The sequence below is a fragment of the Methylobacterium sp. AC433 genome (assembly GCF_979253015.1).
Map to the genome: position 1 here is coordinate 72,595 of NZ_CEEDBN010000005.1, position 13,611 is coordinate 86,205.

Below are 13,611 nucleotides of genomic sequence, written 5' to 3' on the forward strand. Positions count from 1 at the left end.
CTTCCCCCGCAAGGGGGAGAGATGAGCCCGCGCGGCTCTCCAAGCACGGGCCGCCGATCACGCCCGATGCTGGACCGCCTCGCCGCCATGTCCGTGCGCATCCTCGGCCGCCGCGCCGCGGGTGCGCCAGAGGCTGTAGGCGATGCCCGCGATCAGGAACACGACGGTGACCGCGAGGGAGACCCACGGCGGCACGTGGACGAGGTCGAAGGTGTCGGCGACCACGATCTTCCCGCCGATGAAGATCAGGATGAAGGCCAGCGCCGTCTTGAGGTAGGCGAAGCGGTCAACCATCGCCGCCAGGGCGAAGTAGAGCGCGCGCAGGCCGAGGATCGCGAAGATGTTCGAGGTGTAGACCACGAAGGTGTCGGTGGTGATGGCGAAGATCGCCGGCACGCTGTCGACGGCGAAGATCACGTCGGCGCCGTTCACGAGGATGAGCGCCAGCGCCAGGGGCGTCAGCCAGAGGGCGGTCTTGCCGGTCTTCGGATCGGGCTTGCGCACCATGAAGCGCTGCCCGTGCAGTTCGGGCGTGATGCGCAGGACGCGCTGCAGGAACCGGACGGCCCGGTTCTCGCGGATATCGCCCGGCTCCTCGTCCTTCGAGACCAGCATCTTGAGGCCGGCGAAGATCAGGAAGGCGGCGAAGATCGACAGCACCCAGGCGGCCTGGTGCACGAGGGCCGCGCCGAGGCCGATCATCAGGCCGCGCAGCAGCACGGCGGCGAGGATGCCCCAGACCAGGACCCGGTGCTGGGCGGCGCGGGGAATGCCCAGCGCCGTGAGGATGACGGCGATCACGAAGACGTTGTCCATCGACAGCGACTTCTCGACCACGAGGCCGGCGACGTATTCCTGGCCCGCCTGCGGACCGAGATACCACCAGACCCAGCCGCCGAAGATCATCCCCAGGGTGAAGTAGAACAGCGTCAGGAGCAGGCTCTCCTTCACGCCGATCTCATGGTTCTTGTCGCGGTGCAGAAGCCCGAGGTCGAAGGCCAGCAACCCGGCCACGAGGGCGTGGAACCCGAGCCACATCCACACGGGCTTGCCGAGCCAGTCGTAAGACAGAAAATCAACCATGACGCAGGACCGTCGATGCTTCTTGAGGAGAGAAAGCATCGGCTCCGACATCACGGAACGCATCATGCAGCATCCCGCCAGAGGGGCCCGCAGCCGATGAGGCGCAGTTGGGACTCTGAACCGGGCGAATCAAGGGCGCCGGGCCGTCGCGCTTGACAGGGCCGGCCCTCGGCGGCTTCCCAGGATGCATGACGGAAAGCGAACGCAACGGCCGCGGGGACCGCGGCCCCGCCGTGATCGGCGGCGGCCCCGCCGGCCTCGCGGCCGCGGAGGTGCTGGCACGGGCCGGCCACACCGTGACGCTCTACGACCGGATGCCGAGCGTGGGGCGCAAATTCCTCATCGCCGGGCGCGGCGGTCTCAACCTCACGCATTCCGAGCCCCTGCCGGCCTTCCTGGCGCGCTACCAGCCGGAAGGCGGAGCGCTCTCCGAGGCCATCGCGGCGTTTCCGCCCACGGCCCTTCGGGCCTGGTGCGACGACCTCGGCCAGCCGACCTTCGTCGGGTCGAGCGGCCGCGTCTTCCCCGAGGCCTTCAAGGCGTCGCCCCTCCTGCGGGCCTGGCTCCAGCGCCTCGACGGCCTGGGCGTCCGCATCCGCACCCGCCACCGCTTCACCGGCTGGTCGGATGCGGGCGGCCCGGTCTTCGAGGCCCCGGAGGGACGGGTCGAGACCGCGCACCGCCCGCTGCTCCTGGCCCTGGGGGGCGCGAGCTGGCCGCGCCTCGGCTCCGACGGGACCTGGGTGCCCCTGCTGGCGCGGGAGGGCATCGCGGTGGCGCCGCTCAAACCCGCCAATGTCGGGTTCACCGTGGCGTGGTCGCCGGTCTTCGCCGAGCGCTTCGCGGGGACGCCCCTGAAGCGGATCGCCCTCAGCCTCGAGGGCACCCGCGTGCGCGGAGAGGCCGTGATCAGCGCCGACGGGATCGAGGGCGGGGCGATCTACGCCCTCGCGCACCGGATCCGCGTCGCCACCGAGCGCGGCGAGGCCCGGCTGGAACTCGACCTGCGGCCCGACGTCGACGAGGCCGCGCTGGCCCGGGCGCTCAGCGACCCGAAGCCCGGTCTGTCGCTGGCCAACCGCCTGCGCAAGGCCGCGGCGCTGACGCCGGTGGGGATCGGCCTGCTGCGCGAGGCCGCGCATCCGCTGCCGGTCGGCGCCGAAGCCCTGGCGGCCCTGATCAAGGCGGTGCCGCTCCGTCTCCTGGCCCCGCGGGGGCTCGACCGGGCGATCTCGACGGCGGGCGGGGTTCGCTTCGACGAACTCGACGCCGCGCACATGCTGGTGCGGCGGCCCGGCACCTTCGTGGCCGGGGAGATGCTGGACTGGGAGGCGCCGACGGGGGGCTACCTCCTCCAGGGCGCCTTCGCCTCGGGTCGGGCGGCGGCGGCGGGCATGCTGGCCTGGATGGAGCGGTCCGCCGCCTCATAAACCCGCCCCCCATGAAAAAGGCTCCCTCTCGGGGAGAGGGAGCCTGACGGTCCTGCGAGCGCCTGCGCGGTCCTTGCGGTCCGCGCGGTGCCGGCTCTCAGCGGCAGTACACGTCGCCGTAGGCGTCGCGGTAGGTGCCGTAGGGGCAGCGCGGCGCGGTGGAGGCGCCGACGATGGCGCCGCTGGCGCCGCCGATGGCGGCACCCGCGAGGGCTCCGCCGGCGCGGCCGGTGGCGGCCCCGCCGATGGCGGCACCCGCGAGGGCGCCGAGGCCGGCGCCGCCGAGCGCGCGGTCCTGCGGCGTGTTGCAGGCGCCGACCGAGAGGGCGAGGGCACCCGCGAGGGTGGCGGCAATGAGCTTCTTCATGGTTCCGAGACTCCCTTGTGCGTCGTGAGCCGGCCTTCGGCCGTGATGTTCGTGCCGCCCGAGCTTAAGCATTCCGCGCGGGAAATGCACGCCGAACGGCCAAGGTTCCGTCCCGCCTTTCCGTTTCCTCGAAAAACCTTCTAGTGATGCGGCCATCAGGACCCATCGGGGCGGCGCCGGCCGCCCGATCCGCCGCGAGGAATCCATGCAGCGCGCCACCGCCATCGTCCGCAAGGTCGCCGTCCGCGCCGATGCGATCGTCGACACGATCGTTCTCGACCATGCCGCCCGCCAGGCCCCGCCGGAGAGCCTGACGGGGGAGGGCGGCGTGAGCCTGTCCCTCGCGCTCGGCAAGGCCGTCGCCCTGGAGGACGGCGACGCCCTGCGCCTGGAGGACGGCCGCCTCGTCGCCATCCGGGCCGCCGGGGAGCCACTCCTCGAGGTGCGGGCCGAGAACCCGGCCCGGCTGCTGCGCCTCGCCTGGCAGCTCGGCGGCAGCCACGTGCCGGCCGAGATCGCCGCCGACGTCCTCTACGTGCCCCGCAGCGCCGCCGAGCTCGTCCGCGGCCAGGGCTGCGCCGCCACCCCGGTGACCCGGGCCTTCAGGCCGGAGCGCGCGGCCCACGACCACAGCCAGTGCGGCCACGATCACGGGCATCCCGCGCACGACCACGCGGATCACGACCACCACGGACACGACCATGCGGGCCACGATCACGGTCATTCCCATGCGGGGCATGACCATGGGCACGACCATGCCCACGATCACGGCGCGCACGGCCACGTGCACGGCCCGGACTGCAAGCACGACCACTGAGCGCAGCGGCCCTGCGTTGAAGCCGGTGGCGCGGACGGTTATGTCCGCCCGATGATCGCCCGCGACCTCCGCTTCTCCATCGCCCCGATGATGGACTGGACCGACCGTTATTGTCGGGCCTTCCACCGCACCCTGTCGCGGCGCGCCCGGCTCTATACGGAGATGGTCACCACCGGGGCGGTCATCCACGGCCCCCGCGACCGCCTCCTCGACTTTTCCGCCCTGGAGCACCCGGTGGCGGTGCAACTCGGCGGTTCGAATCCGGTCGACCTCGCCGAGGCCGCGCGGATCGCCGAGGGCTTCGGCTACGACGAGGTCAACCTCAACGTCGGCTGCCCCTCCGACCGCGTGCAGGACGGGCGCTTCGGCGCCTGCCTGATGCGCGAGCCCGCCTTGGTCGCCGCCTGCGTGGCCGCCATGAAGGCGGCGGTCTCGGTGCCCGTCACGGTGAAGTGCCGCATCGGCGTCGACGACCAGGACACCGAGCAGGCCCTCGACGCCCTCGCGCAGGCCGTGGTCGCGGCCGGGGTCGACGGTCTCGTGGTCCATGCCCGCAAGGCCTGGCTCCAGGGCCTGTCGCCCAAGGAGAACCGCGACGTGCCGCCCCTCGACTATCCGCGGGTGGCGCGGCTGAAGCGGGCCCATCCGGCCCTGCCCATCGCCATCAACGGCGGCATCGCCACCATCGCGGACGCGGCGGCCCATCTGGCGGACGTCGACGGCGTGATGATCGGCCGGGCCGCCTACAGCGATCCGGCGATCCTCCTCGACGTCGATCCCGTCCTGTTCGACGAGCCCGCCCCGGCCGCCGACCCCTTCGCGGCCCTGGAGGCCTTCGAGCCGGTGCTTGCCGGCTTCCTGCAGGAGGGCGTGCGCCTGCACGCGGTGACCCGGCACATGCTCGGCCTGTTCAACGGCCGCCCGGGTGCGCGGGCCTATCGCCGGCACCTCTCGACCCACGGCCTTCAGCCCGAGGCCGGCCTCGCGACGCTGCGCGCGGCGGCGGACCTGGTGGCCCAGGCCGAGCGGCGGATGAACGCGGCCGAGGCGAGCGCGGCCTGAAGGCGGCGTAGCGCCACCCGGTCCGCGTCGGGCACGGCGAGAGACGTTTTATCAGTATACGGCAAAGCAACTCCGTCGTAGTTGCTTGAATACAACGGAACGATGTCCGCGATATTATGACCGGATTATGAACGGGCGGCCGCTTCTGTTTGCCCCCATGCCTGCCACGGCTGCTCCCCGATGATTCGTGCGGGAGGGCCAGGCTCGGGGGCAGAGATGCGACTTCATCCAGGTGTTTCCCTTTCCGGCGTATCCATCGCGGCCATCGTCGCAGCCACCCTCGGCGCGACCGGCGCACGCGCCCAGTCGGCGCAGAACATCACGGCGACGGGGCTGGTCTCCGGCCTGAGCGTTCTCCCCAACTCGGCCGCCGGCATCGCCGATCTCAAAGCCAACCTCGCCACCGCGCTGGCGATCAACAACGGTGCGACGCCGGAGCAGCAGCTCCGGGCGACCATCGACAACACGATCACCAGTTCCAACGGCGTCGTCGTGGCGGACGCCCTGGGTTCGCGCCTCGGCGCCCTCTACAGGGCTGCGAGCCCCACCAGCGCGGTCAATCCGGGTCCTGCCACCTTCATCCCGACCACCGAGACCTCGTTCTCGCCGAACCTGCTGCAACTGATCCGTCAGGCGAACGCGGTCTCCGGCAGCGACTCCGCCTTCGCCAAGAACTACCTCGCCAACGGAACGGTCACGGGATCGCCGGCGACCTTCATCGGCTCCCAGAACCTTCCGGCGGGCGGCGTCTTCGGAGCCTACGACCGGATCTACAACCCGCCGGCCGGCGCCAACACGGTCGGCAACGCCCGTCCGGCCCAGGCCCGCCCCGACCAGACGGCGTCGTTCACCCAGCCGAACTTCTTCGGCGTGCCGGCAAACAACACGACGGACATCGTGCCGACCCTGCGCGGCAACGCCGCCTATCCGAGCGGCCACACCACCTTCGGGCAGACCACCGCGATCCTGCTCGCCCAGCTCGTCCCCGAGCGCTTCCAGGAGGCCGTGGCGCGCGGCTCCGAATACGGCAACAGCCGTGTGGTGCTCGGCGCCCACTATCCCATGGACGTCATCGCGGGCCGCATCCTGGCGACCTACGACCTCGTCCAACTCCTGAACAACAATCCGCAATACCTGAACTACGCCGTGCCGGGATCGCTGACCACGACGAGCGATTTCCAGGCGCTCTTCAATGCCGCGCGCACGGACCTGACCGGCCTTCTCACCAGCCAATGCGGCACGACCGTCGCAGCCTGCGCCGCATCGGGCACGCCGGACCGCTTCGCCGACAAGGCCCGGACCAAGGCCGACTACACCTACCGGCTGACCTACGGTTTCGCGCCGGTGGGGCCGACCGATCTCGCCCCCGTCGTGCCCGTGGGCGCCGAAATCCTGCTCGCCACCCGCTTTCCCTATCTCACGGCCGCGCAGCGCCGCGACGTGCTCGCCACCACCGAGATCGCCTCCGGCCAGCCCCTCGACAACGGCTCGGGCTACGCCCGCCTGAACCTCTATGCCGCCGCCGACGGCTACGGCGCCTTCAACGGCCCAGTGACGGTGACGATGGACGCCGCCAAGGGCGGCTTCTCGGCCCTGGACAGCTTCAACAACGACATCGGCGGCACCGGCTCGCTGACCAAGGCCGGCACCGGCACCCTGGTGCTCACCGGCACGAACACCTACGCAGGCGGCACCACCATCGCGGGCGGCACCCTCGTCGCCTCCGCCGCCGGCCTCGGCTCGGGCGCCATCGTCGACAATGCCAGCCTGATCCTCAACCAGGCCGGTGACGCCACGCTGTCCAATGCCATCGCCGGCAGCGGGCTCCTGACCAAGGCCGGCGCGGGCAGCCTCAGCCTCACCGGCACCAGCAGCTTCAGCGGCGCCACGGGCGTGGCGCAGGGCCGTCTCGCCGTGAATGGCAGCCTCGCCGGCTCGGTGGTGACGGTGGGCTCGGGCGCCAGCCTCGGGGGCACCGGCACGGTGGGCGGCCTGGTGGCCCAGTCCGGCGCCGTCGTGGCGCCGGGCAACTCCATCGGCACCCTCACGGTCGCGGGCAATGCCAGCTTCGCCCCGGGCGCGACCTTCCAGGTCGAGACCAACGCCGCCGGCCAGGCCGACCGCCTCGCGGTGGCCGGCACCGCCACCCTCACCGGGGGCACCGTCCAGGTCCAGGCTGCGGCCGGCACCTATGATCCGCGCACCGCCTACACCATCCTCACCGCGAATGGCGGCGTGCAGGGCCAGTTCGCCACCGTCACCGCCAACTTCGCCTTCCTCACCCCCACCCTGCGCTACGCCCCCGGCGCGGTCGACCTGACGCTCACGCGCAACGACCTCGCCTTCGCCAGCATCGCCCAGACCCGCAACCAGGCCGGCGTCGCCGACGCCGTCCAGGCCGCCGGGGCCGGCGCCGCCCTCTACGGGCGCACCGTCGGGCTGACCACGCCCGAGGCGCGCGCCGCCTTCGGCGCGCTCACCGGCGACATCCACGCCAGCACGGCGGGCGCCCAGTTCGAGACCGCCTTCTTCGTGCGCGAGGCCCTCCTCGACCGCCTGCGCCGGGGCGCCGCCGAACTCGTCGAGTACGGCACCCTGCCGGCGGCCTACACCGCCGACCTGCCGGGCCGGGCCGTCCCCGTGGCGCCGGTGCCGGTGCGCGTCCTCGACCCGCGGGTGTTCGGGCTCTGGGGCCAGGGCTTCGGCAGCTTCGGCGAGGCGCGCAGCGACGGCAACGCTGCCGGCCTGTCGCGCCAGACCTCCGGCTTCGTGCTCGGGGCGGATGTGCGCCTGGAGACGGGCTTCCGGCTGGGCGTCGCCGGCGGCTACACCGCCACCAGCCTCGACGGCACCGGGCGGCTCTCCTCCGGCACGATCGAGAGCGGCTTCGGCGGCCTCTACGGCGGCTTCGAGCAGGGGTCCGTGGCCCTGCGCTTCGGCGCGGTCTACGCCGACCAGTCGAGCCGCCTGCGCCGGGCCGTGACCTTCGCCGGGTTCTCCGACAGCGACACGGCCCGCTACGGCGGCTCCACCGTGCAGGGCTTCGGCGAGCTCGGCTACCGGTTCGTCCTCGGCGCGGGGCCGTCCGCGCCGGTCACCCAGGGCGATCGGGCGACGGCTCCGGTCCAGCCGGCCTATCTCGAGCCCTTCGTGGGCGGCGCCTACGTGTCGATCGGGCGCGACCGCTTCGCCGAGACGGGCGGCCCGGCGGCGCTGACGGGCGCGGCGCAGACCACCGAGGTGGCGACCTCCACGGTTGGCCTGCGCGGGCAGGCCAGCCTCGACCTGGGGGGTGCCGCGCCGGTCTCGCTGCACGGGCTGGTGGGCTATCGCCGGGCCTACGGCGACGTGGTGCCCAAGGCCCTCCTGAGCTTCGGCACGGGCCCGAGCTTCCTCGTCGCCGGCACGCCGATCAGCCGGGACGCGCTGGTGGCCGGGGCCGGCCTCGACGTGCAGGTGGCGCGTGACACCACCCTGGGCCTGGCCTATACCGGCCAGGTCGGCGATCGCGCCCAGGACCATGCCGTCAAGGGCAACTTCACCTACCGGTTCTGAACCGGTCCGACGCGCGACGGGTGTCACGACGCCGTCCTCCGGGGCGGCGTCTCGCGTTTCGGGGCGGGGATCTCAGCGGTCGCGCAGGACGAGCCGGTCGCCGCGGACCTCGAAGGAGGCGAGCCGGTCGAGGAAACTCATGCCGAGGAGATTCTCACGCAGGGCCCCCGGCCGGCTCACCAGGGCCGGTACCCGCCGCTCGACGATGCCGCCGACCCGCAGGCTGTCGAGGAAGGCCGGGGCCGCCACGGTGACGCCGTTGGCGGTCGAGACCCGGACGCTGAACTCGGATTCTGCCGGGCGGATGCCGAGGGACGCCGCGCTCTCGGCGGTGAGGACCACGGAGCTGGCGCCGGTGTCGAACTGAAAGCCCTGAGGCTGGCCGTTCACCTCGGCCCGGACGTGGAAATTGCCGTCGGCGCGCCGGGTGATCGTCACCGTTCCGTCCGCATCCGTGACCGCGCTGCCGGGCCGCACCGCCCCGAGCATCCGGTCGCCGATGATCCGGGCCTCGTTGCGGTAGGCGTAGCCGGCGACCAGGGCGGCACCGAGGGCACCCCAGACCACCAGGGCCATCAGGTTCGCGCTCATCCGGCCGCGGAACTGGTGCCAGAACCCGGCGGCCACCACCGAGAGCAGGCCCGCGCTCATGGCGAGCTGCGCGAACTGATCCGGTTCCATCCCGGCGATGCGCTGGGTGTCGTCGGACAGGAGCAGCACCGCCAGGGCGCCGCCGAGAATGATGAGTCCGACGAGAATCATGGTGCCGCCGGGCTCGCGGCGCGCGCCGGAAAGGCCCTGCGCAGGCGCGTCTCCAGCGTGGCCATCACCGCCCGGCGCTGGGGCTCCGACATCGAGCCCCACAGGGCGATCTCGTCGCGGGTGCGGCCGCAGCCCTCGCACAGGCCGGTCGCGCCGTCGAGGATGCAGAGCTTCGTGCAGGGACTGGAGGGTTTGGGGCGGGGCTGGGTCATCGCCCCTGTCCATGCCAGGGCCATGGCGTCCGGATCAAGTCCGGCCGCCGCTCAGGCGGGGATGGCCGCGAGCAGGCCGACCAGGGCGGCGATCTCGGCCGCCTGCTGCGCGGCCCCGACGACGTCGCCGGTCTGCCCACCGATCATCCGTCGCGCCAGGGCGGTGACCGCGAGGGACGCGCCAAGGCCGAGGCCGAGCATCAGGAGGAGACCGGGCAGCGGCAGCCCGAACAGGAAGGTCGGCGCGGCAACGGCGAGCGTCAATGCGGCGGCAATGGCCAGAGTCTGCTTGCTCGGGCGGCCGACGGCGGCGCCGGCCCCGTCCGGACGGGCGGGCGGCAGCAGCGCCAGGGGGGCCAGGGCGGCGCTGCGCGAGAGCGCGGCGGCGACGAGCAGGGCCGGAGCCGCCAGGATCTCGACCCGGTCGAGGAGCGTCGCCAGGGCGCCGATCCGCAGGGCCAGCGACAGCATCAGGGCGACGCCGCCATAGGCGCCGATGCGGCTGTCGCGCATGATCTCCAGGCGCCGGGCCGGCGTGGTCCCGCCGCCGAAGCCGTCGGCGACGTCGGCGAGGCCGTCCTCGTGCAGGGCCCCCGTCACCAGGACGCCCGCCGTCACCGCGAGGCCGGCGGCCAGGAAGGGTCCGAGGCCGAGGCCCCAGGCGGCGAGCAGCACCGCCGCACCGGGCAGGCCGAGGAGGAAGCCCGCGATGGGCAGCATCCGCGGGAGGGTGCGGAAATCCGGAATCGCGTGCGGGTCGCCCTCGCCGGGCAGCGGCGGCACGGGCAGGCGGGAATAGAAGCGCAGGCAACCCGCGAGGTCGTAGGCCAGGCGGGCGCCCGGAAAGGCGGCTTCGGCCTCCTCGTTCATCGCGACCCTGCCTCGCCTTCACCACCCGTGCCCGGATCGTTATAGCTCCCGCGACGGGCGGCCCGCCATCCTGGCGCCGGGCCGGCCACCGGAATTGCTTCATGACGACCGAGACGAATGCCACCGAGACGCCGTTCAGCGACATCCGCCGCCTCGTCGAGTCCCTGCCGGGTCCGGATCGGGACGCGGTGGCGATGGTGGCCGAGCGCGACGCCACCCTGACGAAGCCCGCCGGCTCCCTGGGCCGCCTGGAGCACCTCGTCTCCTGGCTCGCCGCCTGGCAGGGCAAGGGCCAGCCCACCCTCGACCGGCCCCTCGTCTGCGTCTTCGCCGGCAGCCACGGCGTCGTCGCCCACGGCGTCTCGGCCTTCCCGGCGGAAGTGAACCGCCAGATGCTCGACAACTTCGCGGCCGGCGGCGGGGCGATCAACCAGATCTGCGCCGCCTACGGCCTCGGCTTCAAGGTGTTCGACCTGGCCATCGACATGCCCACGGGCGACATCACCACCGGGGCCGCCTTCGACGAGAAGGCCTGCGTCGCCACCATGGCGTTCGGCATGGAGGCGGTGGCCGCCGGCACGGACTGCCTGGCGCTGGGCGAGATGGGCATCGGCAACACAACCGTGGCGGCGGCGATCTACGCGGCGCTCTACGGGGGCGAGGCCGCGCACTGGGTGGGGCGCGGCACGGGAGTCGACGCCGCGGGCCTCGCCCGCAAGGTCGCGGCCGTGGAAGCGGCCCTGGCGCACCATGCGGGCCACCTCGACGATCCCCTGGAGATCCTGGCGCGGCTCGGCGGCCGCGAGATCGCCGCCATGGCGGGGGCGATCCTGGCGGCCCGGCTGCAGCGCGTGCCGGTCGTCCTCGACGGCTACGTGGCGACGGCGGCTGCCGCCATCCTGCACCGCCTCGACCCGACGCTCCTCGATCACTGCCTCGCCGGGCACGTCTCGGCGGAGGGCGCGCATGCGGACGTGCTGGAGCGCCTCGGCCTCGTGCCGCTGCTGGCCCTCGGCATGCGTCTCGGCGAAGCCTCCGGCGCGGCCCTGGCTCTCGGGCTCCTCAAGGGGGCGCTCGCCTGCCACCGGGACATGGCGACCTTCGCCCAGGCCGGGGTCTCGGAACGCAGCGCCGGCTGAGGCCCTCAGGCGGCGCGGGCGCGCTTCTCGGCGGGCGCGCCCTGCGCCTCGCCCGGCACTTCCAGGGCCGGCAGGGTCTCCATCACGCGGCTCGCGGGGAAGATCACCACGACCTCGGTCCCCTCGCGCGGCTTCGACTTCAGCTGGAAGTTGCCGCCGTGGAGGTCGACCAGGCCCTTCACGATGGGCAGGCCGAGGCCCGAGCCCTGCTCGGCCGTCTTGATCGCCAGCGAGCCGCGCCCGAAGGACGACATCACGGTGCCGATCTCGTCCTCGGGAATGCCGGGGCCGCTGTCCTTCACGCTGACATACTGGCCGCCCGACGAGGTCCAGCCGACCTTGATGGTGATCTCGCCGCCCGGCGGCGTGAACTTCACGGCGTTCGACAGGAGGTTCAGAACGATCTGGCGCAGGGCGCGCTCGTCGGCCCAGAGCCGGGGCAGGCTGCCGTCGATGAATTCGTGGATCACCTGGTTCTTGCCGCGGGCGCGCAGGCCCATCATGTGGCGGCACTCCTCGACGGCATGGCCGAGCTGGACCGCCTCCTCGTTGAGCTCGTAGCGCCCGGCCTCGATGCGCGAGAGGTCGAGGATCTCGTTGATCAGGTTGAGGAGGTGCATCCCGCTGTCGTGGATGTCGGAGGCGTATTCCTTGTACGAAGGGGCGACGTGAGCGCCGAACACCTCGTTCTTCATCACCTCGGAGAAGCCCAGGATCGCGTTGAGCGGCGTGCGCAGCTCGTGGCTCATGGTGGCGAGGAAGCGGGACTTGGCGAGGTTGGCTTCCTCGGCGCGGCGGCGGGCCTCGTCGGAATTGGCCTTGGCCTGCTCGAGCTCGCCGAAGATCGAGTCCTTCTCCGCATGGGATTGCAGCGCCTCGACCGTGGAGGCGTAGACGCGGCGCCCGAGGCCGAGGAAGAACAGCTGCGCGCCGACCACCATGGTGACCAGCATCATCGTGTTCATGTCCTGGGACACGGCGAGGAGCGACAGGGCGGCGATGCAGAGGGGCACCAGGGCGGCCCCGGCGGCGGCCGGCAGGGTCGCGGCGAGCATCGTCGCCATGGCCGCCACGATCACGAGGCCGAACAGCACGAAGGTTCGCGCCCCCGAGCCGCCGACCAGCACCATCATCGCCCAGGCGGTGCTCTGGAGGAACTCCGAGGCCATGAAGGTGCGGCGCCAGCTGCGCACCGAGACCGCGCCCGGGTCCTGCGCCAGGAAGCGGCGCGTGAGGAGCTTGGCGACGGTGACGGTCGCCAGGAGGCAGAGGCCCCAGGCCGCCGCGATGGCCGGAGGCGTCCAGATCGCCGCGATGCCGGCGACCGCCAGGCCGAGTAGAGCCAGGGGAATGACCGCTCCCGAGCGATACTGCGCGTAGACCCGGATCAGCTCGTAGTCGAAGGCGCGTTCCAGCCCGCTCGTCGAGGTGAGCTTCTCCCGGGCCGAGCGCATGTCGCGCGCGACCTCGCGCCGGCGGGCCGCCTCCTGGGCGGACGGGCCACGGCCGCGCTGAATCATCTCGGCAGTCAGGTCGGTCATCACCGTCTTGAGGAGTCGGAGGAGGCGTCGGGATCGGGACCGCCGAGAGGCCGGGATACAACCGCTTCGAGACTGCGCCGGATTTGTTAAGAAGCGCCTGCCGGAACCGAGCGGATTGTCGGAATCGGGGTCATGCGCCCCGGCCGTGAACAGGAATTCGCGGGGTTCCGCGACGGTACCGTTCCGCTGTGCGCGGAGGGCATCCGGTCTGCCAGGGTGTGCTTCCGCACATGGTTACGCATCGGCAACGATTAGCGTCGTTCCAAACTGCGATCGGGAGGCCGGGATGCTGAAACTCACCGTCAACGGGGTCTCCCACGAGGTCGATGCGGATCCGGAGATGCCGCTCCTCTGGGCCTTGCGCGACCACCTCAACCAGACCGGCACGAAGTATGGCTGCGGCATCGCCCAGTGCGGCGCCTGCACGGTCCATCTCGACGGTCAGCCCGTCCGCGCCTGCCAGACCCGCATCGGGGATATCGGCACGGCCAGGATCACCACCATCGAGGGTGTCTCCGGCAAGGTCGCCGAGGCGGTGCGCACCGCCTGGCGCGGCCTCGACGTCGTCCAGTGCGGCTACTGTCAGTCCGGCCAGATCATGTCGGCGATCGGGCTCCTGTCCGAGAACCCGAAGCCGACCGATGCCGACATCGACGGCGCCATGGACGGCAACGTCTGCCGCTGCGGCACGTACCAGCGCATCCGCGCGGCGATCCACGAGGCGGCGCGAACCCTCGCCTGAGCCCCGGCCCGTCCCGCCAACGACCCCCCTG

12 protein-coding genes are annotated in these 13,611 nt (G+C 72.3%); 6 read left to right on the forward strand and 6 right to left on the reverse strand.

All coding sequences use genetic code 11. The features are described 5' to 3' along the window. Positions 1–57: 57 nt before the first annotated feature. The gene (locus AC0IWM_RS09900; protein WP_471754747.1) at positions 58–1,083 is read right to left on the reverse strand and encodes a TerC family protein; all 1,026 of its coding nucleotides are present in this window, start codon (positions 1,081–1,083) and stop codon (positions 58–60) included. 188 nt (positions 1,084–1,271) lie between these two features. On the opposite strand from AC0IWM_RS09900, the gene AC0IWM_RS09905 reads away from it, so the two are divergent. Then, positions 1,272–2,513: a TIGR03862 family flavoprotein gene (locus AC0IWM_RS09905; RefSeq protein ID WP_471754749.1), complete on the forward strand. Its 1,242-nt coding sequence runs from the start codon at positions 1,272–1,274 to the stop codon at positions 2,511–2,513. A gap of 97 nt (positions 2,514–2,610) precedes the next feature. Here AC0IWM_RS09905 and AC0IWM_RS09910 read toward each other — a convergent pair whose 3' ends face one another. Further along, positions 2,611–2,880 carry a hypothetical protein gene (locus AC0IWM_RS09910; RefSeq protein WP_056477283.1) on the reverse strand — a complete coding sequence of 90 codons (270 nt, stop codon included), beginning with the start codon at positions 2,878–2,880 and terminating at the stop codon, positions 2,611–2,613. A gap of 205 nt (positions 2,881–3,085) precedes the next feature. Between AC0IWM_RS09910 and AC0IWM_RS09915 the strand changes: the two genes are divergently transcribed. The 3 genes from AC0IWM_RS09915 (at position 3,086) to AC0IWM_RS09925 (ending at position 8,314) form a co-directional block, all read left to right on the forward strand. Continuing rightward, positions 3,086–3,697 carry an urease accessory protein UreE gene (locus AC0IWM_RS09915; protein ID WP_471754751.1) on the forward strand — a complete coding sequence of 204 codons (612 nt, stop codon included), beginning with the start codon at positions 3,086–3,088 and terminating at the stop codon, positions 3,695–3,697. A gap of 51 nt (positions 3,698–3,748) precedes the next feature. Next, positions 3,749–4,759, forward strand: coding sequence for a tRNA dihydrouridine(20/20a) synthase DusA (dusA, locus tag AC0IWM_RS09920; protein ID WP_471754753.1), 1,011 nt, complete (start codon positions 3,749–3,751; stop codon positions 4,757–4,759). Between the two features lie 216 nt (positions 4,760–4,975). Beyond that, positions 4,976–8,314: an autotransporter domain-containing protein gene (locus tag AC0IWM_RS09925; protein WP_471754755.1), complete on the forward strand. Its 3,339-nt coding sequence runs from the start codon at positions 4,976–4,978 to the stop codon at positions 8,312–8,314. A gap of 72 nt (positions 8,315–8,386) precedes the next feature. Here the strand turns inward: AC0IWM_RS09925 and AC0IWM_RS09930 are convergent, their stop codons facing one another. Genes AC0IWM_RS09930 through cobS form a run of 3 tightly spaced genes read right to left on the reverse strand, consistent with a single transcriptional unit; the run spans position 8,387 to position 10,158 of the window. After that, the gene (locus AC0IWM_RS09930) at positions 8,387–9,076 is read right to left on the reverse strand and encodes a retropepsin-like aspartic protease family protein (RefSeq protein ID WP_471754757.1); all 690 of its coding nucleotides are present in this window, start codon (positions 9,074–9,076) and stop codon (positions 8,387–8,389) included. Beyond that, the gene (locus AC0IWM_RS09935; RefSeq protein ID WP_471754759.1) at positions 9,073–9,288 is read right to left on the reverse strand and encodes a DUF1289 domain-containing protein; all 216 of its coding nucleotides are present in this window, start codon (positions 9,286–9,288) and stop codon (positions 9,073–9,075) included. Before AC0IWM_RS09935 ends, AC0IWM_RS09930 begins: the two co-directional genes overlap by 4 nt. Before the next feature lie 51 nt (positions 9,289–9,339). Beyond that, positions 9,340–10,158: an adenosylcobinamide-GDP ribazoletransferase gene (gene cobS / locus AC0IWM_RS09940; protein WP_471754761.1), complete on the reverse strand. Its 819-nt coding sequence runs from the start codon at positions 10,156–10,158 to the stop codon at positions 9,340–9,342. Between the two features lie 101 nt (positions 10,159–10,259). Between cobS and cobT the strand changes: the two genes are divergently transcribed. Beyond that, positions 10,260–11,297 (forward strand): nicotinate-nucleotide--dimethylbenzimidazole phosphoribosyltransferase, encoded by a 1,038-nt coding sequence (gene cobT / locus AC0IWM_RS09945; RefSeq protein ID WP_471754763.1) that lies wholly within the window; start codon positions 10,260–10,262, stop codon positions 11,295–11,297. Positions 11,298–11,302: 5 nt separating this feature from the next. Here cobT and AC0IWM_RS09950 read toward each other — a convergent pair whose 3' ends face one another. After that, positions 11,303–12,838: a sensor histidine kinase gene (locus AC0IWM_RS09950; RefSeq protein ID WP_471754765.1), complete on the reverse strand. Its 1,536-nt coding sequence runs from the start codon at positions 12,836–12,838 to the stop codon at positions 11,303–11,305. A gap of 286 nt (positions 12,839–13,124) precedes the next feature. Here AC0IWM_RS09950 and AC0IWM_RS09955 point away from each other — a divergent pair, with 286 nt between their 5' ends. Then, on the forward strand, positions 13,125–13,580 hold the full coding sequence (locus AC0IWM_RS09955) for a (2Fe-2S)-binding protein (RefSeq protein ID WP_471754767.1): 456 nt from the start codon (positions 13,125–13,127) through the stop codon (positions 13,578–13,580). Positions 13,581–13,611: the final 31 nt, after the last annotated feature.

What these genes read in the sequence shown, in the direction of transcription:
- AC0IWM_RS09900 (WP_471754747.1), bottom strand. Translation starts at nt 1,083, where the DNA reads ATGGTTGATTTTCTGTCTTACGACTGGCTCGGCAAGCCCGTGTGGATG.
- AC0IWM_RS09905 (WP_471754749.1), top strand. Translation starts at nt 1,272, where the DNA reads ATGACGGAAAGCGAACGCAACGGCCGCGGGGACCGCGGCCCCGCCGTG.
- AC0IWM_RS09910 (WP_056477283.1), bottom strand. Translation starts at nt 2,880, where the DNA reads ATGAAGAAGCTCATTGCCGCCACCCTCGCGGGTGCCCTCGCCCTCTCG.
- AC0IWM_RS09915 (WP_471754751.1), top strand. Translation starts at nt 3,086, where the DNA reads ATGCAGCGCGCCACCGCCATCGTCCGCAAGGTCGCCGTCCGCGCCGAT.
- dusA (WP_471754753.1), top strand. Translation starts at nt 3,749, where the DNA reads ATGATCGCCCGCGACCTCCGCTTCTCCATCGCCCCGATGATGGACTGG.
- AC0IWM_RS09925 (WP_471754755.1), top strand. Translation starts at nt 4,976, where the DNA reads ATGCGACTTCATCCAGGTGTTTCCCTTTCCGGCGTATCCATCGCGGCC.
- AC0IWM_RS09930 (WP_471754757.1), bottom strand. Translation starts at nt 9,076, where the DNA reads ATGATTCTCGTCGGACTCATCATTCTCGGCGGCGCCCTGGCGGTGCTG.
- AC0IWM_RS09935 (WP_471754759.1), bottom strand. Translation starts at nt 9,288, where the DNA reads ATGACCCAGCCCCGCCCCAAACCCTCCAGTCCCTGCACGAAGCTCTGC.
- cobS (WP_471754761.1), bottom strand. Translation starts at nt 10,158, where the DNA reads ATGAACGAGGAGGCCGAAGCCGCCTTTCCGGGCGCCCGCCTGGCCTAC.
- cobT (WP_471754763.1), top strand. Translation starts at nt 10,260, where the DNA reads ATGACGACCGAGACGAATGCCACCGAGACGCCGTTCAGCGACATCCGC.
- AC0IWM_RS09950 (WP_471754765.1), bottom strand. Translation starts at nt 12,838, where the DNA reads ATGACCGACCTGACTGCCGAGATGATTCAGCGCGGCCGTGGCCCGTCC.
- AC0IWM_RS09955 (WP_471754767.1), top strand. Translation starts at nt 13,125, where the DNA reads ATGCTGAAACTCACCGTCAACGGGGTCTCCCACGAGGTCGATGCGGAT.